A 24,096-nucleotide genomic window follows, 5' to 3' on the forward strand; every position below is an offset into this window, starting at 1 on the left:
GTAACGGCTGACGAGTGAGACGAAGTCGGCGGGAGAGGGGTGCCGAGCCGCTTGCACGAGCAGGTAGCCCTCGGAGCCGAGACCTGACGGCGATGGGGGTGCCCGTCGCCGCTCTACCGGTATGAGCGCGCTGCTGTCAGCGCCGCTGCCGATCGTGGCGAAGCGCCAGCCTCACGGCGAGGTAGACCACCGCGAATTGCACGGCGAGGCCGATGACAACCGTAAAAATCTCGATGACGCCCATACCGAACACGGCCACGCTCCAGAACCGTCGGAAATTCGAGTATTCAGGTTGCGTACCAGGTCTGTCCATGGTGCCCAGGCGGGGCCGATGCCGGCCTGCTCAATCGTTATGGAGCCCAACCGACAGGAACCCTCGCGGACCCGGGAACGGGGTGGACGTCTGCTGCCGTCCGCTCGCGATGGCGGTGAAGACGTTCGGCTCCGCCGTTTCAGCGCGAGGTCCGTCGATGGGCGGCCCGGCCGGCGGCGGAACGATGCCAGGCCTGGTCGCGGGGAATGTAGGATGCCGCCGGTTTCTACCCGCGTCGAGGCGTCGATGACGATCCCTCTCGCCTCGTGATCCAGGATGACTCTCGTGAGATCGCCGGAGTCGATGTTCACCATGCGGCCATATCGCTGGAACGCCACAGGGGGATTCGCGTGACTCCGCGAGTGATCCGGCAGCGCAGAAGGCCTGTTCAGGGGTGTACGGGGTATGGCGTGGCATCGGGACCGCCCGGCTTTCTGGCCGCGAGCCGTTCGATGACGCCGAGCTTGAACCGCTCGTGCCGTTCAATCGCGAATCCCATCGCGAGCACCATCGGGAACGGACGGCGGCTGTAGCGCTCTCCGAACATCGGCACGGTGAAGACGTCCGCCAATCGTTGCAGTGTGCGGACCGGCCGGTTGGACGACGCGACGTGATCGGCCAGTAGCAGCAGCCCGCCCGGACGGAGCACCCGGGTCATCTCGGCGAGCGCGGCCCGATCGTCTTCGATCGCGCAGAGTGAGAATGTGCAGACAACGGTGTCGAAACGTCCGTCGGGAAAGCGCAGCGACCGCGCATCGCCCTGTTGGAGATCGACATCGCGGCCTGTCTCAGCGGCGCGACGCCGGGCGACCTCGAGCATCGACGGGCTCCACTCCACGCCGGTCAGCTCGACGTCGCGGGGGTAATGGGTGAGATTCAGCCCGGTGCCCACGGCCACTTCCAGGACGGTGCCGGCCGCCTGTCCGCACACCCATCCCCGGGTGTCGGCGAAGAAGCGGCGTTCGGCGTAGGCCATCTGCCGGTCGTAAGAACCGGCCTGACGGTCCCAGTAGCGGCGTAACCGGCTGTCCCGAGCGGAGGAGTCCGACATCTGATCCACCATAACCATCGAATCCCATGGACGCGCAGGGCCGCTTCCCCTGGTGGGGTAGGGATTCGTCCGTTCGGCGCGAATGCGGGAATCGCGGCTAGTGTGAGGCCAGGAAAAGAGAGCCCATTCCCGTCACCCTGCCCAATGGGCAGGAGCTGAGTTGCGACACCTGTGGGAACCGGATTTTCGAGCAGCACGGCTGGAAGCTGCAGACCACGGGAATGACGTTCATGAATCTAGACTGGGCGAACCGCGACGCGGTCTGTTTCGTGTGCACCGCCTGCCGGCGCATCCATTGGTTCCACCTCTGAGGCGGGCTGGAATTCAGCCGCGCAGTCCGGCGAAGAGGTCGTCCTCCCGGTCCGGGGCGGCCGAGCGGGAGATCCGGCGGACGAAGAACTCTGCCGCGAATGCCTGGTGCTGCGCTTCGGCGGGCATTCGCAGCAGGAAGATGTTCTCACCCTGGCTTTCGTGGGCACGCAGCGCCTTGATCTTGTGCTCGACGTAGGGCGAGACGTCGACGGCCGTGGTGATCAGTTCGTCCGGGGTGCCGAAGTCCTCGGGCAGCTCGAATCCGCTCATGTCCATGCCGCTCGACCGCATGAAGTCGAACATCTGCCGGATCCGCTCCCGCGGCGATGCCGTGTAGTAGAGCTTGTCCGGAATCCCGGTCGATTCGGTCGCCGCCATCGCGACGCGGTGGGCCTGGATGTGGTCGGGGTGGCCGTAGCCGCCGATCTCGTCGTACGTCACGACCACCTGCGGCCGATATCGCTCCATGAGCTCGGACAGCCTGGCGGCGGCGCGCTCGACCGGGACGTTGGCGAACGCCTCGGGGTGGGCGTTGCCCGACCAGCCGTCCATGCCCGAGTCGCGGTAGCCGAGCAGCTCCAGGTGGGTGACGCCGAGGTGGGCGGCGGACTCGCGGAGCTCGGCCAGCCGGCGTTCGGCCACGGCGGCGTCGTCATGACCCGGCTCGCCCGGTTTGACGCCACCCGGACCATCACCCTGCTCCCCGTTGGTGCACGTCACCAGGACCGTACGGATGCCCTCCCCGGCATAGCGGGCGAGAATGCCGCCGGTGCCGATGACCTCGTCGTCCGGGTGGGCGTGCACGGCCATCACGGTGAGCTCTCGGTTCATTCGGTCCCCCGGCTCCGGCTTCGTCTGCCGATGCTCGATCAGTAGTACTCGATCGACCCTATATCGCCCCTTGATCCTCTGCGTGGATCGAACGCGGCTTCGTCGAGGACGTGGTCATGCGCCGGGCCACCTGCCACCACAGGACGAGTTGCAGCAGGGCGAGCACCGCGGCGAACGGCGGCAGCGTCCACGGTCCGAGACCCTCGGCGATCGTCCCGGCCAGCCAGGGGAAGACCGCTCCGCCCACCACGGAAACGCCGTTCAGCAGCCCGATCGCCGTGGGCACCAGCCGGGCGACGGTCAGCCTCGGCGCCACGGCCATCGTGGTCGGGAAGATCGGTCCCAGGAAGAATCCGAGCAGGACGAAGCTCACGACGGCCGCGACCGGTCCCGGGAGGGACCACGCCAGCATGGCGGCCGTCGTGACCCCGGCCAGGCAGGCGAAGGTCATCCCGATGTCGGTCATCCCGAGCCGGGCCGCTGCGGGGCTGATCAGGAAACGGCCGAGCGTGAGCCCGAGCCAATAGGCCGAGACGGTGTAGCCGGCCAGCAGGTCCCCCTGCCCGCGCCCGTCCACCAGGAAGCTGAATCCCCAGTTCCCCACGCTTATCTCCAGGCCGACGTAGACGGCCAGGAACGCGGCGCCCAGCAGGACGGCGGGCTCCCGCGACGCCGCGCCGAGCAGCCCGCGCCCCGATGCCGCGCGCCGGGACCTCTCCCGGGCCTCGGACGCCTCCGGCATGGTGGGGACCTCACGTGCGGGAAGGGTCAGCCGGAAGCCGGCCAGGAGCGGCAGACCGGCCAGGGCGAGGACCAGCCACACGGCCGTCCACGGCAGCCGGCCCAGCATCCAGGTGGCCAGCAGCGGCCCGAGCAGCGCGCCGACGCCGAAGAACGCGTGGAGCCGGTTGAGCAGGGTCGTCGCTCCCGGAAGATCCGCGAGGTAGACGTTGAGCACCGACTCGATGAGGCCCGTGCCGTACCCGGCGATCAGCTGGAGCGCCACCAGGGCCAGGAACGGCGGGCGGGCCGCGGTGACCAGCCCCGCCAGGATGTAGGCGCCGCAGCCGACGAGCAGGGTGGTCCGTACGCCGAAACGGTGGATCAGCGGACCCGCGCTCGAGCCGGCCAGCATGAACCCGGCCGAGAAGGTGAAGAACGTCGTCCCGATCGTGGCCTTGTCCAGGCCGTAGTCGTCGATCTGTGCCGGGAGGAGCACCCCGGCCACACCCGCGCTCACCCCGACCAGGATGAAGGCGGCGTAGGAGAGCATGACGGGGACCCACAGGCGGCGCCCGAGTGCCGACATCCTGACCTCCCGCGGTGCGAGCAGCCTTCCGGGCACTCCCCGCGCGGGCGAATCGAGGATCCGTGCCCGGGAACGCCGGCCGTACGTCCCTGATCGCCATCGATCGGGATCATGCTACGGCAGAGTGTCCCTCCGGCGGCATCCCCTTTTTCGGGTTCTCGTTCCGCCGGATGTCATCCGGTCAGGCAGGATGGATATGTGGCATTGGTGGCGAAGGAGAGGACCGGGCGCGTGGCCGACGCGCCGGGCGGCCCGGCGGGCCTGTTCACCGATCCCCGGTTCCGTCTGCTGGCCGACCTCGTCATGGACGGCGACGTGGTGGTCCTGAGCGGGGCCGGGCTGTCGACCGAGTCCGGCATTCCGGATTATCGGGGGGAGACCGGTCGCAGGCGGCGGGCCGAGCCGATGACGTACCAGACGTTCGTCGCCAGCGCGGCGGCGCGGCGGCGCTACTGGGCGCGCAGCCACCTGGGGTGGCGGGAGATCGCCGGTGCCCGTCCCAACGCCGGTCATCGTGCCGTCGCCGACCTGGAGGCCCGGGGCCTGGTCGCCGGGGTCATCACCCAGAACGTCGACGGGCTGCACCAGGCGGCGGGGGCCCGGCAGGTCATCGAACTGCACGGCGCGCTCGACCGCGTCCGCTGTCTTTCCTGCGGCGAACGCACCGCCCGGGAGTCGCTCGACCGGCGGCTGCGCCTGGCCAACCTCCGCTGGGGGGCCCAGGCCGACGTGATTAACCCCGATGGCGACGCCGTGCTCGCCGACGATCAGGTCGAGGGTTTCGCCATCGTGGACTGCGACGCCGCCGGCTGCGGCGGCGTGCTCAAGCCCGACGTGGTGTTCTTCGGCGAGAACGTGCCGCGACCTCGGGTGGAGGAGTGCTACGCGCTGGTCGAGCGGGCCGGGATGCTGCTGGTGCTGGGGTCGTCGCTGACCGTGATGTCCGGCTATCGGTTCGTACGGCACGCCGCCGCGTGCGGCATCCCCATCGCGATCATCAACCGGGGCCGGACCCGGGGCGACGCCCAGGCCCTGCTGATCCTCGACGCCCCGCTCGGCGCGACGCTCACCGGGCTCGTCTCCCGGCTGGAGCGGCCGCGACGATATCGCCCGGGCTGACGACGAACAGGATCATTCGCCGTTGCGCAGGTCGGACAGGCGCCCGGGGGTGTACCGCACCTCCTCGAAGCGTACGGTGCATCCCCTGCCGGTGGGCGACTGCGCGAGGAAGCCGATCTCGGGGTCGCCGTCGAGCGCGAAGTACCTGACGAGATGCCAGAAATCGGTCCCGGTGGCGACGTGGAAGGCGAACGCGGCGCCCACCCGGGAGACCCGCAGCCGGACGTCGTCTCCCGTCACGCCGATCGAGTTGCAGTCGTCGGACACGCCGCGGTTCACGACCGTCACGATGGTGGGCCTGCCCTGGGGGGACAGTTCCAGGCAGAACTTCGCCCAGAGGTCGTCTCCCGCGTAGAGCAGCAGCACACCGGCGTCGTAGGTGGACATCAGGTCGGTCCTGATCCGCGCGCTCAGCGTGAAATCGCCGCCGAGGCGGCCGACCAGCGCGGGGGCGTCGCAGAACCGGCCGGGACCGCCCGGATCGGCGAACAGATCGGTCCCGGCGCCCGAGGTGATCGTGAGCGCGTCGTCGCCGTCGACGCTCCACGAGACCGGGGAGTTCAGCACACGCAGCGGAACGGGAACGGCGGGCAGCGTGACGGCGGCGGTCATCGGTCCTCCTCGAGGGTGAGAGCGCTCTCATTCAACAGTGCGCGACCGCTCCTGTCGCCATCAGAGGGATACGGCCAGGGCGTTGTCGCCGGGCCTGTCGACCCTGAACGTCGTGGTCGTTCCGGCGGCCGTCAGCTCGTACTCGCCGAGGAACCCGCTGAACCTCGCCCGGCCGTCGGCGTCGGTGGTCGTCGTGGTGGGGGCCAGCCACCACTCGCCCTTGATGAGCGAGCGCAGCGCCTCGTAGGACGGCTTCGGCGTGCCGTCCGCCCGGACGAAGCCGCCGGGGGCGCCGAGCCAGGCGCCGCGGTCCGACAGCCCCCAGTACGTCATCGCCTCCACGGAGGGGTGCGAGAGCAGCGTCTTGTAGTGCCGGACGACCTCGTCGGCCTGGCGCGCCTCGCCCTCCGGTGTCGACGGCCACTCGGCGATCCGGTAGTCGTTCAGGTCGACGATCTCCGGCGGCATGAGGTGGCCCGAGACGAGGGTCGTCTCGGTGAAGTGGATCGGCAGGCCGTACCGCGAGAACCGCTCCAGGACGTCGAGGGTCTTCTCCTCGCCCCAGTAGCCCTGGTGCATGTGGCTCTGCAGGCCCAGCGCGTCGATCTCGATGCCCGCCTCCAGCACCCCCTCGATCAGGCATTCGTACGCCGCCGACATGTCGAAGTCGTTCAGCAGCAGCGTGGCGTGCGGGCCGGCCTCGCGGGCGGCGTCGAAGACCATGCGCACCATCGGGATGCGGCCCATCTCGCGGCAGATCCGGGTGATGCCGTTGTCGTACTTGTCGAAGATCGGCATGATCACGACTTCGTTGATGACATCCCACATGTCGATGAGTCCGGCGAAGTCGGTCATGTCGCGCTTGATGCGGGCGACCTGCTCGCGGGCGATGTCGGCGTTCGACAGGTCCTTCAGCCACTCGGCGGTCTCGGTGTGCCAGGCCAGCGGGTGGCCCTTGACCACGCAGCCGCGCTCGGCGAACCAGCGCGCGGCGGCGAGCAGCCGCGCGGTGTCCGGACGCCCCCGCTCGGGCTCGAACTGACCCCAGTAGAAGGGCAGCGTGGCGAAATTGAACAGGCCGAACCACAGGTCGGCCAGCCGCTCGGCCTCGGCGGCCTCCGGGGATCCGGCCGCCGGTACGCCGTTCGCGAGCGGCAGGAAGTCGAAGCCGATGCAGCCGAACAGGAACTTGTGGTCGCGCTGTGCGATCGTCACCTCTCGATCGGCGATCGGCGCACCGTTCTCCGTGACCGTGACGGTGACCTCGGCGGTGCGGTGCTTCCTGATCGCCGGGTCGGGGGCGAAACCGGTGTGGTCGGAGTGCGACGGCATCGCGGTGGCCTCCAGGAGTGCTCGGGCGGGGGAGACGCTCTCCGGGGACATGGTCGCCCCGGAGAACGATTTCGAGCACGGTACCGCTAAACCCCCTGTGCCCACAGGCGTCCCGCGGCACGCCGTGCCCGCGGACGGATCAGCGGGGACGGTCGGCACGGGGGCCGTGCCGGTGGTCGGCGAGGAGGGCGTGGTGGTCGACGCCGTCGTGGGGGAGGGGGTCGGCGTGCACGATGGCGGCGGTCAGCCGGGGGATGGCGTGGATCAGGCCGTGCTCGGCCTCGACCGCGATCCGGTGCGCCTCGATCACGCTGCAGGCCGGGTCGACGATCACCTCGCACTCGGCCCGGAGGTGGTGGCCGATCCAGCGCAGCCGCACCTGCCCGATGCCGAGCACCCCGGGCGTCGCGCGCAGCGTCGCCTCGGCCAGGTCCACGATGGCGGGATCCACCGCGTCCATCAGCCTGCGGTACACCTCGCGCGCCGCCTGCCGGAGCACGGCGAGGATGGCGACGGTGATGAGCAGGCCGACGACCGGGTCGGCCCGGTTCCAGCCCAGCGCCGTCCCGCCCGCGCTCGCCAGCACGGCCAGCGAGGTGAACCCGTCGGTCCGGGCGTGCAGGCCGTCGGCGACCAGCGCGGCCGACCCGATCTGCCTGCCGACGCGGATGCGGTAGCGGGCCACCAGTTCGTTGCCGGCGAACCCCACCAGCGCCGCGCCCGCGACCGCGCCCAGCTCGCTCATCTCCCGGGGGTCGAGCAGCCGGTCGAACGCCGTCTTGGCAGCGAGGACGGCGGAGGCCGCGATCGTCAGCACGATCACGACTCCGGCCAGGTCCTCGGCCCGCCCGTAGCCGTAGGTGTAGCGCCGGGTCGGCGGGCGGCGGCCGAGCAGGAACGCGATGCCCAGCGGGACAGCGGTCAGGGCGTCGGCGGCGTTGTGCAGCGTGTCGCCCAGCAGCGCCACCGATCCCGAGATGGCCACCACCACGGCCTGGATCACCGTGGTCGTGCCCAGCACGGCGAGGGAGATCCATAACGCCCGCATCCCGCGGGCGGAGGTCTCCATCGCCGCGTCGATCTTGTCCGACGTCTCGTGCGAGTGCGGCCGCAGCGCGTGCCTGATCCGCTCGCCCAGCGGCCTCAGCGACGCCTGACCGGATCCGTGCCCGTGTCCGTGCCCGTGTTCCTGTCCGTCGCCGTGGTCGTACGGGTGGCCAGGCTCGGTCTTCTCCCGGCTCATGAAGGAGATGATGCCCGCGGAAAGGCTCGGAGGCACCTCGCCGGCGCACATCTCGTACGGATCAGGCCACATCGGTGCGGAGGACCGCTGAGGCGGCCGGGGACGTCCGTCAGGCGAGCAGCCGGTCGAGCCAGGAGTTCCAGGCGGTCTCGGCGGTCTGCTCGTCCACGTCGTCGGAGAAGATGTGATGCCCGAGGACCAGCGCGTTGCCCCGTGAGGGACCGGAATGGATGAACCGGTACAACCCGTCGCCGGTGCGAACACCCAGGAAGGTCGGCAGGCCGGCGTAGTCGACGACGCCCTCGATCGCGGGGAGCCCTTCGACGGCGAGTCGTACCGGCGCGCCCTGGGCGATCGGGCCGGAGAGCTCAAGCGCCCCGGTCAGCGCCGTCCACACCTGCTCGGGGTCGCCGGCCTTCGGGCGGGCGGCCGAGACGATGCCCGTCGTGGTCCGGCCGGGGAAATGCGCGAGGTACTGGGCGAGAGTGTGCAGGTACATGTCCCAGCCCACGCCCAGGGCCTCGTACTCGCTCTCCCAGTCGTCGCCGAGCACACCGCTCTGCACGAGACGCAGGACCGTGCTGCCGCCGCCGCGGCCCTCGATGAGATAGTCGAGGGCCATGAAGGCGCCGCCGGGGCTCTCGTCGCTGCGGTAGGCGAACCGTTCGCCCGGCTTCCAGGCGGTCACCGTGGACTGCTCGACGCCGCCCATCATCGTGAACCGGCCTCTGCCGCCCTCGCGCGGCTCGATCTCGGTGCGCCCCATGAACCAGGAGTCGATTCCCGGGCCGGTGGCGATGGCGTCCCACACCTGCTCTGGTGTGGCGGCCAGCTCGATCTCCTTGGACAGTTCGAATTCGTGCGCCATCTCATCTCTCCTGGGTCTCGGTGCCGGGACGGACGCTGGGGTGCAGCGCCACGACCACGCGGTGCTCACGCCCGCCCTCGGCCGTCTCGTCGTGATATCTGCTCACCAGAGCGGTGACCGCTTCGGCGAGTTCCGTGGCGAACGCGGCCCGATCGGCGGCCGAGGCGAATCGCACCTGCCCGTCGATCGCGAACGTGGCCGTCTTCCGGCGGGCTCTGGCAGCCCCGCTGATCAACGTGCCCACATCGCGTACCAGCTGGGCGGCGAGGGCCAGCAGCCATCTGGCAGAGAGCTGGTCGGGCGCGCGCGCCGGGTCCGGCGCCACAGCGGCGAGCGCCGCCGGAGAGATCACGAACGAGGCCGCGGTCGCCCGCATCACCCGCTCTGTGACGTTCCCCTTCCTCCGCTCCTCGACCAGTTCCACCAGGCCGTGCCGTTCCAGTGTCTTGAGGTGGTAGTTGACCTTCTGCCGCGGCAGGCCGATCCGGGCCGCCAGCATCGTCGCGGAGGCGGGCTCGGCCAGCTCGGCGAGCAGCCGGGCCCGCACCGGATCCAGTGAGACCTCGGCCGCCGCCGGGTCCTCGATGATCGCCACGTCCAACATGTCCCAACCATCTCACCGAAAATAAAAATCGTCAAGACAGCAGAAGTTGTCGGTGAGAGAGCGCAAAGTCGATCTTAGAAGAGCATTACGCGCGACACATTGTGCGGCGGACCGGTCACGCTGTGTAATCACAGAGGGCGATGAGCCAGACCTACCTGGTTCGAAGGAGTGACTATGACGTTCACAGCGATGCAACCCTCTTACATGACCACCACGCCGCTGGGCTACGCGACTCAGCAGCAGATCTCGCCTCTGCAGCTCGGCCAGCTCACTCAGCAGCCTGGTCAGCAGCAGGCGCTCTCGATCAGTCAGTCGACCCGGCAGGAGGAGCAGATCCACCCCCAGGAGCACCTGGTGAGCCCGCGGACCTTCTGGGCCAGGATCGCCCGGGTGGGCATCCGGCACGGTGTACCGGCCGCCCGTCAGGTCCTGGAGACGGTCCTCTACCAGCAGGCCGCCCAGCAGCACGCCGTGGCGCCCCAGATCGCTCAGCTCGGCATGGCCATGCCGCAGCTCGCGGGCCAGCAGGCCTCGCTGCTCAACGGGACGATCCAGCAGGAGGAGCAGGTCCACCCGCAGGAGCACCTGGTGAGCCCGCAGACCTTCTGGACCAAGGTCGCCCGCATGACCGTCCGGCACGGTGTCGAGGTGGCCCGCCAGATCCTGGACGTCCTGCAGACCCAGCACCAGGTCGAGCAGCAGATCCAGGAGCAGGCGGTGGAGCAGGTTCTGCGGCAGCAGATCCAGCAGCAGCTCGCCAACCCGTACGCCCAGGGGCAGTACCAGCCGCAGTACGGCCAGGCGCTCGGCCTGCAGGCCGTTCCGCAGCACGCTCAGGCCTACGGCCAGCACCTCGTCCCGCAGATCGCGCTGAACCCGCTGAACGCGATCAACTCGCTGGGCGCCGTGAACCCGCTGAACGCGATCAACTCGCTGGGCGGCGTGAACCCGCTGGCCGCGATGAATCCGCTGAGCGCGGTGAGCCAGCAGCAGTACGGCCAGCAGCAGTACGGCCAGCAGGTGTCGCCTCAGTACGTCACCCAGCAGCACCAGCAGGCCGCACAGCAGACGCCGGTGGCGGCCGGCGCCGGATTCTGAGCGGAGGCACATGGTGGACTCGATGGGCGGAGGAGCTCCCTGGCCCGGCACCGTCTCGGGCGGAGCCGGCATGGTGCCCGATCCGGCCATGAACCCGGGGATGGCCATGACGACCGGTCCGGCGATGGGTATGGCGGTCGGCGCGGCCACGGGGCCGGCGATGTCGCCGATCCCGGGCCGCCCGGCGACGCTGATCCCAGCGCAGGTGCAGTGCGCGGTGACCCTCCAGCAGCTCTACGGCTGGTTGCAGGTGTCACTCCCGCAGGCGCCGCAGGTGGCGGGAATCATCCCGCCGCTGGTGCAGGCGGTGCAGCTGTACCGGGCCGGGCAGTACGAGGCGTGCCTGGCGCAGCTCCAGGCCGTCCTCGGCGTCGTCAACAGCGGCCGGCCCACGGTTCCACTCCTGTGACGGAGTTCGAATGAATGGCCCGGACCGGCCGCCTGGCCGGTCCGGGCCCCCAAGGGGGTGTCCCGGGAACACCCCCTTGCCGTGTAATTCCCGTCGAGCCCTCTGGTGCGGCCGGCGAGACCAGCCTGAGCTGGGGAGAGTCGAGACGTTGTGACCAGTAACGACAAGCCCAAGGACGGAAGCGAGTCGCGCTCACCGGCGTCGAGCAGGGGGAGGCAGCCGACCCGGCAGATGCCGCATGTGGTGGAGCCGCGTCCGATGCGCTACATGGTGGCCGCGCTGCGACAGCCGTACCTGTCGGCGATGGGGGTGAGCGCGCAGCCCCTGGACGCCGACGGTCTGTGCGAGCTGCTGGAGAACGACCCTGAGGTGACCGTGCGTCGCCGGCTGCCCGGCCACCCGGGACGGCCGGCCCGCACCGAGCCGCAGGGACGGCATCAGGGGCCCGCCTTTCCGGCGACGGCCCCTCATCTGATGGCCCCTCACCTGATGGGCACGCAGGTGATGGGCCCCCAGGTGATGGGAACGAGTGCCCCGTTCCCCGAGATCGTGATCGTGGACATGACCGCCGAGCACGCTCTCGAACTGCACATGAAATACCCGCAGGTGCTCATCGAGCGCGACCGGCTGCTGACCTACAGCGAGGTGCCGGGGCCGCCGCGCAGGCGCCGTACGGCCGCTGCCGTGGTGCCGTCGGGAGTGGTGAGCACCTTCACGTTCCTGGTGCGCGACGGCGACGGCAAGCCGGTGCCGGGCGCCACCGTGTTCGTCACCGGTTTCGGCTGGCCCGCCCAGGGCGTGACGGGCGCCGACGGCAGGGCCACGGTGACACTCGCCGGTGAGACGCCGGAGTCCATCGTCAGCCTGGTGGTCAAGCCTCGCGCCGGCCACTGGAGTTTCCAGCTCGACCGCCCGTCCCTGTCCACGAGCAGGGACAACCTGATCGAACTGGTGAAGCTCTCCGAGACCTTCGAGGGCTTCCCCGGGCACCAGCTCTTCGGCTGGGGGCAGCAGGCGATGAACCTCGACCGGCTGCCGCCCACGTTCCGGGGCGCCGGTGTGAAGGTCGCGGTCATCGACTCAGGAGCGGCGATCGACCATCCCGATCTGCTCAACCGCATCAGCGGCGGCATCGACCTCTCCGACCACAAGCCCGACGGCTGGGCGGTGGACACGGCCCACCACGGCTCTCACTGCGCCGCGATCATCGGCGGCGCCGACGACGGTCAGGGCGTCGTCGGCTTCGCGGTCGAGGCCGAGGTGCACGCCTGCAAGATCTTCCCCGGGGGGCGGTTCAGCGATCTCATCGAGGCCCTCGACTACTGCATAGAGCAGCGGATCGATGTGGTGAACCTGAGCCTCGGCAGCAGGCACCCGTCCCAGCTCGTCGCCGCCAAGATCGAGCAGGCACGCGAAGCGGGCGTGGCGTGCGTGGTCGCGGCGGGCAACGACGGCGGGCCCGTGGGCTTTCCCGGAAACCTGCCCACGGTGCTGACCGTCGCGGCCATCGGGCGGGTCGGCACCTTCCCCACCGGCACCGCGCACGCCGCCGAGATCATGGAGCCGTGCACGGGAGAGGGATACTTCTCGCCCAGATTCACCTGTCACGGTCCGGGGGTCGACGTCTGCGCGCCCGGCGTGGCGGTGCTGTCGGCCGTGCCCTCCGGCGACTACGCCGTGTGGGACGGCACCTCGATGGCCGCGCCGCACGTCACCGGCCTCGCAGCTCTCGTGCTCGCGCACCACCCCGACCTGTACGACGGGTACGGCACGCGCGACGCCCGGCGGGTCGAGCGCCTTTTCCAGATCATCAAGTCGAGCTGCCTGCCGCTCGACCTCGGTGACCCGGGCCGCACCGGAGCCGGGCTGCCCAACGCGCTGCTCGCCCTGGGACCGGCCCTCGCGCTCATCACGCCGGAACTCACCGCCGACATCGGCTCCGGCGACCTCTCGGCGGGCGGCGTCCAGGGCCTGCTCGACCGGCTCACCGCCGAGATGGCCTGGGCCGGCCTGCTCGTGCCCGGTCCGGTGGATCCGGACGCCGGTGGAGCATGGGCGATGACCGGCGGAACGGAGCACATCGACGGGGCTCCGGTGGCCGCCGGGATCGCCGGCGATCCGTCCGCGGCCGAGGCCGGGCCCGGCGTCGTCGCTCGGCCGGGCGGACAGCGGACCGGTGGGCAGCGGACCGGCGGGCAGGGAAACGGCGGACACGAAGGCGGGGTGACGGGCAAGCACGCCAACGGGACCATCCCCGGCAGCGGACGGGGCACGACGCTCAACGGCCCGACGGCCGCCGGCGCGCCGCCGGCCGGGCACGCCGCGCCCGGCGGCGCAGGACCGGCCGTGTCCTTCGGCCCCGCGCCGTACGCCCGGCAGCCGGCGGCGGCCGGTCCTTCTCCGGGGGCCCCGATCGGCGGCGGGCCGATCGGCTTCCCTCCCGGTCAGGCGAACGGCGGGGGCCTGGGCCTGCCCGCGTTCTCCTGGCTGACCGAGGAGATGCGGGCGGCCGGGCTGATCGACGGGCAGGTGACCGGCCTGTCCGGTTGAAGATCCCTACGAGCGAAGTCCTGGTGGCATGAGGAGGCTCCCGGCGTACACGCCGATGATGGGGCAGGCCGGGCCGCTTCCGGAGCCCGGTGAGAACTACGCCTTCGAGATGAAATGGGACGGTGTGCGGGCGCTCGCCTACATCGAGGGCGGCCGGGTCCGGCTGGTCTCCCGCAACGCCAGGGACATCACGGTGGCCTATCCGGAGACGTACGGGCTCGCCGGAGCGGTGGGCGGGCACGATCTGGTCCTGGACGGGGAGATCGTCGCGTTCGACCGGCGCGGCAGACCGTCGTTCGAGATGCTGCAGCCGCGGATGCACCAGCGGCAGGCGGCGAAGATCGCTCGATTGGCGGTGGCCGTGCCGGTGGTTTACCTGCTGTTCGACGTGCTGCACGTGGACGCGGAACCCGTGATCGCGAGGCCGTACACGGCACGCAGGAAGCTGCTCGAGGAGTTGGTCACAACGGGTGACCACTGGGACGTGCCGCCGTGCTTCCGCGACGACGGCCCGCGCGCCGTCGCCGAGTCGCGCAGGCTGGGCCTGGAAGGGGTGATGGCCAAGCGGCTGGCCTCGCCGTACCGGCAGGGCAGGCGGTCGCCGGACTGGGTGAAGGTGAAGAACTTCCGCACCCAGGACGTCGTCGTCTGCGGCTGGCGGTCCGGCGCCGGCCGCCGCGCCGGCATGATCGGCTCACTGCTGCTCGGCGTCCACGACGAGGACGGCCGCCTCCGCTACGCCGGCAGCGTGGGCACCGGATTCACCGAGGCCGTCCTGCGCGAGCTCGCCGTACGGCTGGCGCCGCTCAAGTGGGATGCCTCGCCGTTCGACGAGGAACTGCCGCGCGAGGACGCGCGCGGCGCCTACTGGGTGCGACCCGAGCTGGTCGGCGAGGTGCGGTTCGGCGAGTGGACGGGCGAGGGCCGGCTGCGACACCCCTCCTGGCGCGGCATGCGAGAGGACAAGGACCCGGAGGACGTCGTGCGGGAGGAGTGACGCTCTCCCGCACCGTCATCGTCCCCGGCCCGGTGGCTCCCGCGCCACGCCTTCTCGTGCCGCCCGAACCGTGCCACCAGAACGGTGCCGCCAGGAACCGTGCCACCAGAACCGTCCCACCAGGAATCGCACGGCCGGAGCCCGAGCCCGTGCCCGGGCGCGCCGCCGGTCAGTGCGTCTCGTAGGCCGGCCCGGCGAGTCGTGCCACGTCCTCCGCGCCGTCCCCGAGCAGTTTCGCCGCCAGATCCGACAGTGCCCGACCCGCCGCGAGTTCGTCGCCGATCTCCGGAACGGGACGGTCCGCCGGGTTGCGCCGGGCGTGCGCGACGCTCTCGTGCCTTCTACCCGCGTTCGTGTACAGCACGGCGGTGGCGGTGGTGAGGTCGTCGTTGTCGTCTTCGTCGACGAAAATCTCTACGTTCCATCTCTTGGACTCCATGAGGTCCACCCCCTCTGTCTCTGCATGTCTCCGCCGTGCCGCGGACATAACGGGGCCCGTCCGCCTCGCCGGCCGGACGGGCTCCCGATCGCGGAGATCTTTCCTTGCCGTCCGCTTACCCGGCCGGCTTCTTCTCCACCTCGATTCGCTTGCCGACGGGCTTCTCCTCGGCGAGCCGCACGCTGACCTCGAGGATGCCCTTGTCGTAGGTTGCCTTGACGTCGCTGTCGTCGGCCGTCGGCGGCAGCGTGATGGACCGGGTGAACGATCCGTACCGGAACTCGGTGCGGTGTCCCTCCCGCTCCTCCTGCTGCCGCTCGGCGTGGATCATGAGAACGCCGTTCGACACGGTGATCTCGACATCCTTCTCGGGGTCGATGCCGGGCAGTTCGGCACGGAGCACGTAGCGTCCGTCCTTGATGTAGTCCTCGAAGCGGATCTGCTGCCCGGCCATCGGCCGGAGCGTGGCCAGTGGTGCCTCCAACCAGTCGAAAAGGTCGGGGAAGAGTCCTCTCGATTCCCGCTTCATCGGCACGCTCATCGCTTACCTCACCTTCTCCTCTTGTCTCGGGGTCCGTCGTCTCGGGCTCCTCACCCTCCATCCCACTCCCGTCCGGCGGGCCGCGCAGGTGCCGGAGGTCCCGTACGGCCGGGCCGTTCGGCCGCTGTCCGTCCCGCCGTTCCGGGGATGTGATGGAGTTGTCGGAAATACCCGGGAGGATTGCGAATATGTCCGGTTTGATCGTGGTGGCGGTGGACGGTTCCGAGCAGGCGCTGGCGGCGGTGGACTGGGCGGTGGACGACGCCCTGCGGCGCGGCGCCGCGCTGAGGATCGTGCATGTCCGCGAGCCGTGGGCCAACGAATATCCCTTCCACGGGGTGGCCGGCTTCGACGAGTCGCTGTCGGACTTCTGCGAGGGCGTGCTCGCCCGTGCCCGGGAGCGGGCGACCGAGCGCGCCGGGGCGCGCGAGGGGGCGCCCGGCCTCGCCATGACCACCGGCCTCGTCACGGGTGCCGTGGTCGATCGGTTGACGGAAGAGTCGGAGCGTGCCGGCCTCGTCGTGGTGGGCAGCAGGGGCATGGGAGGTTTCGCCGGGCTCGTGCTCGGCTCCGTCGGGCTCGGCCTGGCCGCCCGGGCGGCGGGGCCGCTCGTCGTGGTACGGGGAACCCGGAGCGAGCCGTACGACGAGGTCGTGGTGGGCTTCGACGGGTCCCCGCACGGTGAGTCGGCGGTCGGCTTCGCGTTCGAGGAGGCCGCGCTCCGCGGGGCGCGCGTGCGTGCCGTGCACGCCTGGCTGCCGCCGGTGTTCGGCCCGCCGATGGCCGGATATGGCGCGATGATGACGGAGATCTTCGACGCCGAGGCCGAGTCGTTCCGCCGGCGGCTGGCGCCGTGGCGCGAGCGGCACCCCGATGTCCCCCTGGTCGAGTCCGTCGTGCGCGGGCACCCCATCACCGTGCTGGCCGAGGCATCCCGGACCGCGGACCTGGTGGTCGTGGGCACCCGCGGGGTCGGCGAGGTCAGGGGGGCGCTGCTCGGCTCGGTGAGCCACGGCGTCCTCCACCGCGCCCACTGCCCGATCGCGATCGTCCGAGCGGAGAAGGACGCCTAGCGTGGTGCCGGGACCGTGCGGGAGGGGCGGTCTCCGGATGTCCCCGGGCGGTACACCTAGGCACCGGTCCGGGCAGGCCGCCTCATCTCCGCGTCCTCTTCGTGGAACTCGGGCATTTCATGCCCCATCTCCTCGCTGAGTTCCTCCATGCGCAGGGCGACGCCGAGCGCGAAGAACGTCGGCGCCCACTCGCCGATGAACAGCCCCCAGCGGTCGGCCCGGTCCGTGCCCGCGTTCTCGTACTGCTTCGAGATGAACCACGAAGCGATCGAAGCACCGATCGAGATGAAACCGCCTCCGTACATCATGTTGGAGCGCAGCCCCATCTGATGGAGCATCTTGATCATCAGATCCCCCTTTGGTGTTGATTATCCCTTTTGTGGCTACCCGTCGCTAAATGCTCCAACCCCATGGTGATCTCGCCGGCGGAAAACGGATGGCGGGGCTGCGGGGGTGGTTGCCTATCCTTGAACGTGGAATGAACACGCTTGCCGACCTTCAGGGCCGCCTACCCGACCTCATGCTGCGCGATCAGCGCAGGTTGCGCCGTCGTCTCGACGGCATGCGCAAGGTCCGCGACGGCGCGGCGCGCCGGGCCGTGGCCGGTGAGATCGCCGGGGACATCGAGGCCGCGGAGCGCCGTGTCGCCGTACGCCGCGCCGCCGTACCCGAGATCAGCTATCCGCCGGAGCTGCCGGTCAGCCGGCGCAGGGACGACCTGATCGAGGCCATCCGCGACCACCAGGTCGTGATCGTGGCGGGGGAGACCGGCTCCGGCAAGACGACCCAGCTGCCGAAGATCTGCCTGGAGCTCGGCCGGGGCGTCCACGGCGCTATCGGGCACACCCAGCCCCGGCGGATCGCCGCGCGCACGGTGGCCGAGCGCATCGCCGATGAGCTGTCGATCCCGCTGGGCGAGGCGGTCGGCTACAAGGTGCGGTTCACCGACCACTCCGGCGAGGGCACGCTCGTCAAGCTGATGACCGACGGCATCCTGCTCGCCGAGATGCAGACCGATCCGCTCCTCCTGCAGTACGACACGCTGATCATCGACGAGGCCCACGAGCGCAGCCTCAACATCGACTTCATCCTGGGGTACATCAAGCAGCTCCTGCCGAAGCGGCCCGACCTCAAGGTCATCATCACCTCGGCCACGATCGACCCCGAGCGGTTCGCCAGGCACTTCTCCGAGCCGGGACGGCCCAGTGCGCCGATCGTCGAGGTGTCCGGCCGCACCTATCCGGTCGAGGTCCGATATCGGCCGATCGGCGAGGACGACGACCAGACCCAGGCCATCGTCGAAGCGGTCGACGAGCTGTGCCGCGAGGGACCGGGCGACATCCTGGTGTTCCTCAGCGGCGAAAGGGAGATCCGCGACACGGCCGACGCGCTGAAGGGCCGCCCCGAGGAGGTCCTGCCGCTGTACGCGCGGCTGTCCGCCGCCGAGCAGCACCGGGTCTTCCAGCCCCATCGTGGTTCCGGACGCGGGGGCCGCCGGATCGTGCTGGCGACCAACGTCGCCGAGACCTCGCTGACCGTGCCGGGCATCAAGTACGTCGTCGACCCCGGCACGGCCCGCATCTCCCGCTACAGCAACCGGCTCAAGGTGCAGCGGCTGCCGATCGAGCCGATCTCGCAGGCCTCGGCCAACCAGCGCAAGGGCCGCTGCGGCCGTACGTCCGACGGCGTCTGCATCCGGCTCTACTCCGAGGAGGACTTCGTCTCCCGCCCGGAGTTCACCGACCCGGAGATCCTCCGTACCAACCTGGCCAGCGTCATCCTGCAGATGGCCGCACTCGGCCTGGGGGACATCGCGGCGTTCCCGTTCGTCGAGCCTCCGGACGGCAGGCAGATCAGGGACGGGATCAACCTGCTGCACGAGCTCGGTGCGCTCACCCAGGCCACGGCCGACGGGACGCCGAAGGACGGCAGGCGGGTACGTGACGCCCGCAGGGCCCCGGGTGTCCAGAAGGGTAACGGTCCGCAGCTCACCCCGGTCGGGCGTAAGCTCGCCCAGCTTCCGGTGGACCCCCGGCTGGGCCGGATGGTGCTGGAGGCCGACCGGGGCGGCTGCGCCCGGGAGGTCATGATCATCGCGGCGGCGCTGTCGATCCAGGACCCGCGCGAGCGTCCGGCCGACAAGCAGCAGGCGGCCGACGAACGGCACCGCCGGTTCGCGGACAAGGAATCGGACTTCCTCACCTATCTGAACCTGTGGCGCTATCTGCGGGAGCGGCAGCGTGAGCTGTCGTCCAGCGCGTTCCGGCGGCTGTGCAAGGCGGAATATCTCAACTACCTGCGGGTCCGGGAATGGCAGGACATCGACAGCCAGCTGCGGCAGGTGGCCAGGACGCTCGGCATCGTGCCGAACAGCGCGGACGCCGACCCCCAGCGGATCCACCAGGCGCTGCTCGTCGGCCTGCTGTCGCACGTCGGGGTCAAGGACGTCCTCGAGAAGCGCAGGCAGGACGGCCGCAGACCGATCACCGAGTACATCGGCGCCCGCGGAGCCCGCTTCGCGATCTTCCCGGGGTCGGCGCTCGCCAAGGCGCAGCCCGCCTGGGTCATGTCGGCCGAGCTCGTCGAGACCTCCAGGCTGTGGGCCCGGGTCAACGCCAAGATCGAGCCGGAGTGGATCGAACCGCTCGCCCAGCACCTGGTCAAACGCACCTACAGCGAGCCGCACTGGGAGAAGGACCAGGCCGCCGTCGTCGCGTTCGAGAAGGTCACGTTGTACGGCGTGCCCATCGTGACAGAGCGAAAGGTCAACTACGGCAGGATCGATCCCGAGCTGTGCCGCGAGTTGTTCATCCGCAACGCCCTCGTCGAGGGCGACTGGCGGACCCACCACGGCTTCTTCCAGGAGAACCGCAAGCTGCTGCAGGAGGTCGAGCGGCTGGAGGAGAAGGCCCGGCGGCGCGACATCCTGGTGGACGACGAGACGCTGTTCGACTTCTACGACCAGCGGATCCCCGCCGACGTCGTCTCCGGACGGCACTTCGACAGCTGGTGGAAGAAGGCCTCGCATGAGACCCCCGGCCTGCTGACCTTCTCCCCGGAGATGCTCGTCAACGAGGGGGCCGGGGTCAGCGCCCGCGACTATCCCGACGCCTGGCGGCAGAACGGCCAGCGGATGCGCCTCACCTACCGGTTCGATCCGGGATCCCTGCCCGCAGGGGGCGGGACCGGAGACGGTTCCGGCGACGGGGCCCGGGACGGGTCGGCCGACGGGGTGACCGTCCACGTCCCGCTCGCCGTGCTCAACCAGGTCGAGCCGGTGGGCTTCGACTGGCAGATCCCCGGTCTGCGCGAGGAACTCGTCACCGCGCTCATCAGGTCGCTGCCCAAGCACCTGCGGCGCAACTTCGTGCCCGCGCCCGACTACGCCAAGGCCGTGCTGGAGCGGGTACGGCCCGGCAGCGAGCCGATCCTCGACGCGCTGGAGCGGGAACTCCACCGGATGACGGGGCTGGACGTCCCCAGGGAGGCGTGGGCGCCCGACCACGTGCCGGAACATCTGCGGATCACCTATCGGGTGATCGACGACCGGAAGCGCACGATCGCCGAGGGCAAGGACCTGGAGGACCTCAAGCGGCGGCTCGCGCCCCGCCTGCGCGCCACGCTCTCCCGCGCGGCCGACGACCTGGAGCGCACCGGGCTGCGCACTTGGAGCATCGGCACCCTGCCCAAGCTCTTCGAGCAGGGCCGGATGCGGGCCTACCCCGCGCTGGTCGACCAGACCGACAGCGTCGCGGTCAGCATGTTCGAGACCGAGGCCGAGCAGCGCCGGTCCATGTGGGCCGGCACCCGCCGCCTGCTGCTGCTCAACGTGGTGAGCCCGGCGAAGGCGATCTTGCGCGGGCTGAGCACGACGGCCAAGCTCGCGCTCAGCCGCAGCCCGCACGGCGGCGCCGCCGCGCTGTTCGACGACTGTACGGCGTGCGCGGCCGACGCGCTGATCGACGAGGCGGGGGGACCGGCGTGGGACGAGGCGGGATTCCGGCGCCTGCACGACCACGTGCGCGCGTCGCTGTTCGACACCACAGAGGAGGTCGTCGCGCGCGTCGAGCGGATCCTCACGGTCTGGCACGCGGCGCAGAGCGCCCTCGCCGGGCCCGACGACATCGTCGAGGACATCAGGGAGCAGCTCGGCGCGCTCGTCCACCCGGGATTCGTCACGGAGACCGGCTACCGCCGCCTGCCGGACGTGCACCGCTACCTGCGCGCCGTGCGGCGCCGCCTGGAGAAGCTGCCCGACGACGCGCGCCGCGACCGGGAGTGGATGCACCGCGTCCACGACGTCGAGGACGACTACCGCGACCTGCTCGACGGCCTCAAGCCCGAGGAGCGCGAGGCGCCCGCCGTACGTGACATCCGGTGGATGATCGAGGAACTGCGGGTGAGCTTCTTCGCCCAGCAGCTCGGCACCCCGGCGCCCGTGTCGGAGAAGCGCATACGCAAGGCCATGGAGCGGATCTGAGCGGGGTTTCGAGAGACCGATCGAGATGGGGGAGACGATGGTGATCCGCGCGCTCGTGTTCGACGTGGGAGAGACGCTGATCGACGAGACGCGGATCTGGTCGCGCTGGGCCGACCGGCTCGGCGTGCCGCGCCTGACCTTCATGGGCGTGCTCGGCGGCATGGCGGCCCTGGACCGGGGCCACCTGGAGGCGTTCGAGCTGATCCGGCCGGGACTCGACCTGGACGCCGAGATCGCGGCGTGGCGGCGGGACGATCCGGACGGCCTGCGGGAGAACTTCGACGCCGACGACCTCTACCCCGATGTACGGCCCGGCCTCGCCGCGCTGCGCGAGGCCGGTCATCAGGTGATCGTGGCCGGCAACCAGCCGCCGCAGGCGTACGACGCGCTCGCCGCGATGGACCTGCCGGTCGACGCGATCCACACCTCGGCCGGCTGGGGTGTGGAGAAGCCCGAGCCGGGATTCTTCGCGAAGGTCGCCGCCGTCGCCGGCCGGGCCCCGGGGGAGATCCTCTACGTGGGCGACCGGCTCGACAACGACGTGCGGCCGGCCGGGCGGGCCGGGATGCGTACTGCTCTGCTGCGCCGCGGTCCCTGGGGGTATCTGCACGCCGCGCGCCCGGAGGCCGCCGAGGCCGACCTGGTGGCCGACGCGCTCACCGATCTCCCCCGCCTCGTGGCCGGCCTTTCCTGACGGCCGGACGTCCTCAGTCGCGGAGGCGGGCGCGCAGGGCCCGGGTGTCGTCGTCGGTCCAGCCGTTCGCGGTGAGCCAGCCGAGCGGGCCGCCGAACCGGCGATCGAGCCCGGCCAGGAACCGCGTCATGTACTCGGCGCGGGGGTCATGCGCGTCCGCCGGCTGCGCGTCCAGGTCGGCCCGGTAGGTCTCGCTGGACCGCAGCCGCGCGAGCACCGCCGCCAGCCGTACGCCGGTGGCCACGTAGTCGGCGACGATCGCCTCCGGGGTGGCCCCGGCGACCGCGAGCGCCAGCGCGCTGACGACCCCGGTGCGGTCCTTGCCCGCCGCGCAGTGGACCACGGCCGTGCCGTCGTCCGCCGCGAGCACGCGCAGCGCCGCCAGCACGGAGTCGGGCCGGTCGCGCAGGTAGCCGCGGTAGTAGCGGGTGAGCCGCGGTTCCGCCCGATCGTCCTCGGTGTGCTCGGCCCGCCGCGGCAGCGCCCGCTCGTCGACCGTGTCGGCTCCGGCGTCGGTGAACCGCCCGCCCTCGGGCAGCAGGCTGAGGTGGTGGATCCCGACCTCCGCCACCCGGGTCAGCGGGCCGGGACCCTCCAGCCGCACCTCCGCCACCGACCTCAGGTCCACGACGTTCCTCAGCTTGAGGTCCCAGACCAGCCGGTCGACGTCGCCGTCGGTCAGTCCCTGCAGGTTGTCGGATCGGAGAATCCGGCCGAACCGGGTGACGCCGCCGTCGACGGTGGGCAGTCCGCCCAGGTCCCGTACGTTGACCGCACCGTTCAGATTTATCCAGCGTTCATGCTCGTTCATCGTTCAAGAGACTACGGGAGCCGGGACGGCGCGGCGGGGCGAGGTGGATGATCCGCAAACCACACTGCCATCGGTGAAACTCTCGTAATGTAGGGGCACATCACCCCCCATCACCTCAGGAGGATCTTGATGCCCCGGCCGACTCACCGGTTGTCCGTGGCGGCTCTGGCCCTCGCCGCGGCGACAGCGACGACGACAGCGGTGGTTCTCCCCGCGGCCCCGGCCGATGCGCAGACCCAGGTAGACCGGCAGGGGGACCGGGGGAAAGGCGAGCAGCCCGCCGCCTCCCACCGTCTGGTCGGCACCTGGTCGGCCTCGACCACCCGGCTCGTCGCCGCCCTCGGTGATCAGACCGTGCGGATGGTGGTGCGGACCAGCATCGGCGGTACGGGCATGCGCATCCGCCTGTCCAACCTGTTCGGATCGGCGCCGGTGACGCTGCGCGGCGTACACGTCGGCGTCCAGGCGTACGGCGCGGAGATCCTCACGGGTACGAACCGGCCGGTGACGTTCGGCGGCCGTAAATCGGTCACGATCGGCTCCGGGCGGGCCACCTGGAGCGACCCGATCCCGGGGAAGATCCCCGGCGGTTCCGACGTGGTCGTCAGCTTCTACGTGCCGAGCAACGTCCGGGGCGTCACCGGGCACGAGCGCGCCTACGCGACCACATATCTGTCGGATCCGGGTGATTTCGCCGCCGACGAGAGCGCGAACGGTTTCACCTACACCAGCACTCAGTGGTACTTCCTGGACCGCATCGCCGTCGGCGCGCCGAAGACCATGCGCTCGATCGTCGCGTTCGGCGACTCGCTGACCGACGGCGCGGGGCAGAGCGCCGACGCCAACCGTCGCTGGACCGACTACCTCCATCACCGGCTCGGCCGGCTGCCGGCGAACCGGCGGATGGGCGTGCTCAACGCCGGCATCGCGGGCAACCGGCTGCTCCACCACGATGTCGGGCCGCGTGGCCTCGGCCGCTTCAACCGCGACGTGCTGACCCAGCCGGGCGTGCGCACGGTCATCGTCTACGAGGGCATCAACGACATCTCCCGGGGCTACTACACCTCCGCCGCGCCGCTGATCGACGGCTACAAGCGGCTGATCAAGATGGCCCACGCCCGGAAGGTGCGGATCCTCGGCGGGACGCTCACCCCGTTCTACGGCTTCGGCAGCTGGACCCAGGAGCGGGAGGAGATCCGGCAGCAGGTCAACAGGTGGATCCGGACCAGCGGGGCCTTCGACGGCGTCATCGACTTCGACAAGGCCGTACGCGACCCGGACTTCCCCGACCAGCTCGCCGCGCAGTACGACGTGGGTGATCACCTGCACATGAGCGACGCCGGGCGGCGCAGGCTCGCCTACGCGGTCGACCTCCGCCGTCTGTGAGCGATACCGCACCGCGTCCTCGGA

At 70.6% G+C, this 24,096-nt stretch carries 22 protein-coding genes; 9 read left to right on the forward strand and 13 right to left on the reverse strand.

The window, feature by feature from the left end:
* Nucleotides 1-136: 136 nt before the first annotated feature.
* The 4 genes from ACQP1K_RS09060 to ACQP1K_RS09075 all read right to left on the reverse strand — a co-directional run bounded on the left by ACQP1K_RS09060 (nucleotide 137) and on the right by ACQP1K_RS09075 (nucleotide 3,816).
* Complete coding sequence (locus tag ACQP1K_RS09060; RefSeq protein WP_433500416.1) at nucleotides 137-259, reverse strand: hypothetical protein; 123 nt, start codon at nucleotides 257-259, stop codon at nucleotides 137-139.
* A gap of 442 nt (nucleotides 260-701) precedes the next feature.
* Nucleotides 702-1,364 carry a class I SAM-dependent methyltransferase gene (locus ACQP1K_RS09065; RefSeq protein WP_433500417.1) on the reverse strand — a complete coding sequence of 221 codons (663 nt, stop codon included), beginning with the start codon at nucleotides 1,362-1,364 and terminating at the stop codon, nucleotides 702-704.
* Nucleotides 1,365-1,688: 324 nt separating this feature from the next.
* Nucleotides 1,689-2,507 (reverse strand): PIG-L family deacetylase, encoded by an 819-nt coding sequence (locus ACQP1K_RS09070; protein WP_433500418.1) that lies wholly within the window; start codon nucleotides 2,505-2,507, stop codon nucleotides 1,689-1,691.
* A 58-nt stretch (nucleotides 2,508-2,565) separates the two neighbouring features.
* Entirely contained in the window at nucleotides 2,566-3,816 is a 1,251-nt protein-coding gene (locus ACQP1K_RS09075; protein WP_433500419.1) for an MFS transporter, read from the reverse strand.
* A 198-nt stretch (nucleotides 3,817-4,014) separates the two neighbouring features.
* On the opposite strand from ACQP1K_RS09075, the gene ACQP1K_RS09080 reads away from it, so the two are divergent.
* Nucleotides 4,015-4,935 (forward strand): NAD-dependent protein deacetylase, encoded by a 921-nt coding sequence (locus ACQP1K_RS09080; RefSeq protein ID WP_433500420.1) that lies wholly within the window; start codon nucleotides 4,015-4,017, stop codon nucleotides 4,933-4,935.
* Nucleotides 4,936-4,947: 12 nt separating this feature from the next.
* Here ACQP1K_RS09080 and ACQP1K_RS09085 read toward each other — a convergent pair whose 3' ends face one another.
* The 5 genes from ACQP1K_RS09085 to ACQP1K_RS09105 all read right to left on the reverse strand — a co-directional run bounded on the left by ACQP1K_RS09085 (nucleotide 4,948) and on the right by ACQP1K_RS09105 (nucleotide 9,594).
* Nucleotides 4,948-5,547, reverse strand: a complete 600-nt coding sequence (locus ACQP1K_RS09085) for a DUF1349 domain-containing protein (RefSeq protein ID WP_433500421.1) — start codon at nucleotides 5,545-5,547, stop codon at nucleotides 4,948-4,950.
* Between the two features lie 60 nt (nucleotides 5,548-5,607).
* Nucleotides 5,608-6,930: an endo-1,4-beta-xylanase gene (locus ACQP1K_RS09090; RefSeq protein ID WP_433500422.1), complete on the reverse strand. Its 1,323-nt coding sequence runs from the start codon at nucleotides 6,928-6,930 to the stop codon at nucleotides 5,608-5,610.
* 88 nt (nucleotides 6,931-7,018) lie between these two features.
* On the reverse strand, nucleotides 7,019-8,122 hold the full coding sequence (locus ACQP1K_RS09095; RefSeq protein ID WP_433500423.1) for a cation diffusion facilitator family transporter: 1,104 nt from the start codon (nucleotides 8,120-8,122) through the stop codon (nucleotides 7,019-7,021).
* A 109-nt stretch (nucleotides 8,123-8,231) separates the two neighbouring features.
* On the reverse strand, nucleotides 8,232-8,990 hold the full coding sequence (locus ACQP1K_RS09100; protein ID WP_433500424.1) for an SRPBCC family protein: 759 nt from the start codon (nucleotides 8,988-8,990) through the stop codon (nucleotides 8,232-8,234).
* A 1-nt stretch (nucleotide 8,991) separates the two neighbouring features.
* On the reverse strand, nucleotides 8,992-9,594 hold the full coding sequence (locus tag ACQP1K_RS09105) for an ArsR/SmtB family transcription factor (RefSeq protein WP_433500425.1): 603 nt from the start codon (nucleotides 9,592-9,594) through the stop codon (nucleotides 8,992-8,994).
* A gap of 174 nt (nucleotides 9,595-9,768) precedes the next feature.
* Between ACQP1K_RS09105 and ACQP1K_RS09110 the strand changes: the two genes are divergently transcribed.
* From ACQP1K_RS09110 to ligD, 4 genes are all read left to right on the forward strand, one after another.
* Complete coding sequence (locus ACQP1K_RS09110; protein WP_433500426.1) at nucleotides 9,769-10,692, forward strand: hypothetical protein; 924 nt, start codon at nucleotides 9,769-9,771, stop codon at nucleotides 10,690-10,692.
* 22 nt (nucleotides 10,693-10,714) lie between these two features.
* Nucleotides 10,715-11,101: a hypothetical protein gene (locus tag ACQP1K_RS09115; protein WP_433500427.1), complete on the forward strand. Its 387-nt coding sequence runs from the start codon at nucleotides 10,715-10,717 to the stop codon at nucleotides 11,099-11,101.
* Nucleotides 11,102-11,251: 150 nt separating this feature from the next.
* Nucleotides 11,252-13,651 carry a S8 family peptidase gene (locus ACQP1K_RS09120; RefSeq protein ID WP_433500428.1) on the forward strand — a complete coding sequence of 800 codons (2,400 nt, stop codon included), beginning with the start codon at nucleotides 11,252-11,254 and terminating at the stop codon, nucleotides 13,649-13,651.
* Between the two features lie 28 nt (nucleotides 13,652-13,679).
* Nucleotides 13,680-14,648, forward strand: a complete 969-nt coding sequence (gene ligD / locus ACQP1K_RS09125) for a non-homologous end-joining DNA ligase (RefSeq protein ID WP_433500429.1) — start codon at nucleotides 13,680-13,682, stop codon at nucleotides 14,646-14,648.
* A gap of 169 nt (nucleotides 14,649-14,817) precedes the next feature.
* Here the strand turns inward: ligD and ACQP1K_RS09130 are convergent, their stop codons facing one another.
* Complete coding sequence (locus ACQP1K_RS09130; protein ID WP_055481342.1) at nucleotides 14,818-15,087, reverse strand: DUF1876 domain-containing protein; 270 nt, start codon at nucleotides 15,085-15,087, stop codon at nucleotides 14,818-14,820.
* 115 nt (nucleotides 15,088-15,202) lie between these two features.
* Nucleotides 15,203-15,628 carry an Hsp20/alpha crystallin family protein gene (locus ACQP1K_RS09135; protein ID WP_433500430.1) on the reverse strand — a complete coding sequence of 142 codons (426 nt, stop codon included), beginning with the start codon at nucleotides 15,626-15,628 and terminating at the stop codon, nucleotides 15,203-15,205.
* A 188-nt stretch (nucleotides 15,629-15,816) separates the two neighbouring features.
* Here ACQP1K_RS09135 and ACQP1K_RS09140 point away from each other — a divergent pair, with 188 nt between their 5' ends.
* Nucleotides 15,817-16,701, forward strand: a complete 885-nt coding sequence (locus tag ACQP1K_RS09140; protein ID WP_433500431.1) for a universal stress protein — start codon at nucleotides 15,817-15,819, stop codon at nucleotides 16,699-16,701.
* 56 nt (nucleotides 16,702-16,757) lie between these two features.
* Here the strand turns inward: ACQP1K_RS09140 and ACQP1K_RS09145 are convergent, their stop codons facing one another.
* Complete coding sequence (locus ACQP1K_RS09145; protein ID WP_433500432.1) at nucleotides 16,758-17,048, reverse strand: hypothetical protein; 291 nt, start codon at nucleotides 17,046-17,048, stop codon at nucleotides 16,758-16,760.
* 131 nt (nucleotides 17,049-17,179) lie between these two features.
* Between ACQP1K_RS09145 and hrpA the strand changes: the two genes are divergently transcribed.
* Both hrpA and ACQP1K_RS09155 read left to right on the forward strand, forming a co-directional pair.
* Nucleotides 17,180-21,181, forward strand: coding sequence for an ATP-dependent RNA helicase HrpA (gene hrpA, locus ACQP1K_RS09150; RefSeq protein ID WP_433500433.1), 4,002 nt, complete (start codon nucleotides 17,180-17,182; stop codon nucleotides 21,179-21,181).
* A gap of 25 nt (nucleotides 21,182-21,206) precedes the next feature.
* Nucleotides 21,207-21,875, forward strand: a complete 669-nt coding sequence (locus ACQP1K_RS09155; RefSeq protein ID WP_433500434.1) for an HAD family hydrolase — start codon at nucleotides 21,207-21,209, stop codon at nucleotides 21,873-21,875.
* A gap of 13 nt (nucleotides 21,876-21,888) precedes the next feature.
* Here ACQP1K_RS09155 and ACQP1K_RS09160 read toward each other — a convergent pair whose 3' ends face one another.
* Nucleotides 21,889-22,686: a tyrosine-protein phosphatase gene (locus ACQP1K_RS09160; protein WP_433500435.1), complete on the reverse strand. Its 798-nt coding sequence runs from the start codon at nucleotides 22,684-22,686 to the stop codon at nucleotides 21,889-21,891.
* Nucleotides 22,687-22,815: 129 nt separating this feature from the next.
* Between ACQP1K_RS09160 and ACQP1K_RS09165 the strand changes: the two genes are divergently transcribed.
* A complete protein-coding gene (locus ACQP1K_RS09165) occupies nucleotides 22,816-24,072 on the forward strand; it encodes an SGNH/GDSL hydrolase family protein (RefSeq protein WP_433500436.1) in 1,257 nt (418 codons plus the stop codon).
* Nucleotides 24,073-24,096: the final 24 nt, after the last annotated feature.

This window comes from Sphaerimonospora sp. CA-214678, from assembly GCF_050942215.1.
Classification (GTDB): Bacteria; Actinomycetota; Actinomycetes; order Streptosporangiales; family Streptosporangiaceae; genus Sphaerimonospora.

Coding starts and splice junctions, on each gene's coding strand:
- ACQP1K_RS09090 (WP_433500422.1), bottom strand. CDS start 6,930: ATGTCCCCGGAGAGCGTCTCCCCCGCCCGAGCACTCCTGGAGGCCACC.
- ACQP1K_RS09110 (WP_433500426.1), top strand. CDS start 9,769: ATGACGTTCACAGCGATGCAACCCTCTTACATGACCACCACGCCGCTG.
- ACQP1K_RS09075 (WP_433500419.1), bottom strand. CDS start 3,816: ATGTCGGCACTCGGGCGCCGCCTGTGGGTCCCCGTCATGCTCTCCTAC.
- ACQP1K_RS09105 (WP_433500425.1), bottom strand. CDS start 9,594: ATGTTGGACGTGGCGATCATCGAGGACCCGGCGGCGGCCGAGGTCTCA.
- ACQP1K_RS09145 (WP_433500432.1), bottom strand. CDS start 17,048: ATGATCAAGATGCTCCATCAGATGGGGCTGCGCTCCAACATGATGTAC.
- ACQP1K_RS09160 (WP_433500435.1), bottom strand. CDS start 22,686: ATGAACGAGCATGAACGCTGGATAAATCTGAACGGTGCGGTCAACGTA.
- hrpA (WP_433500433.1), top strand. CDS start 17,180: ATGAACACGCTTGCCGACCTTCAGGGCCGCCTACCCGACCTCATGCTG.
- ACQP1K_RS09095 (WP_433500423.1), bottom strand. CDS start 8,122: ATGAGCCGGGAGAAGACCGAGCCTGGCCACCCGTACGACCACGGCGAC.
- ACQP1K_RS09165 (WP_433500436.1), top strand. CDS start 22,816: ATGCCCCGGCCGACTCACCGGTTGTCCGTGGCGGCTCTGGCCCTCGCC.
- ACQP1K_RS09115 (WP_433500427.1), top strand. CDS start 10,715: ATGGGCGGAGGAGCTCCCTGGCCCGGCACCGTCTCGGGCGGAGCCGGC.
- ACQP1K_RS09140 (WP_433500431.1), top strand. CDS start 15,817: ATGTCCGGTTTGATCGTGGTGGCGGTGGACGGTTCCGAGCAGGCGCTG.
- ACQP1K_RS09155 (WP_433500434.1), top strand. CDS start 21,207: ATGGGGGAGACGATGGTGATCCGCGCGCTCGTGTTCGACGTGGGAGAG.
- ACQP1K_RS09135 (WP_433500430.1), bottom strand. CDS start 15,628: ATGAGCGTGCCGATGAAGCGGGAATCGAGAGGACTCTTCCCCGACCTT.
- ACQP1K_RS09100 (WP_433500424.1), bottom strand. CDS start 8,990: ATGGCGCACGAATTCGAACTGTCCAAGGAGATCGAGCTGGCCGCCACA.
- ligD (WP_433500429.1), top strand. CDS start 13,680: ATGAGGAGGCTCCCGGCGTACACGCCGATGATGGGGCAGGCCGGGCCG.
- ACQP1K_RS09085 (WP_433500421.1), bottom strand. CDS start 5,547: ATGACCGCCGCCGTCACGCTGCCCGCCGTTCCCGTTCCGCTGCGTGTG.
- ACQP1K_RS09065 (WP_433500417.1), bottom strand. CDS start 1,364: ATGTCGGACTCCTCCGCTCGGGACAGCCGGTTACGCCGCTACTGGGAC.
- ACQP1K_RS09070 (WP_433500418.1), bottom strand. CDS start 2,507: ATGAACCGAGAGCTCACCGTGATGGCCGTGCACGCCCACCCGGACGAC.
- ACQP1K_RS09130 (WP_055481342.1), bottom strand. CDS start 15,087: ATGGAGTCCAAGAGATGGAACGTAGAGATTTTCGTCGACGAAGACGAC.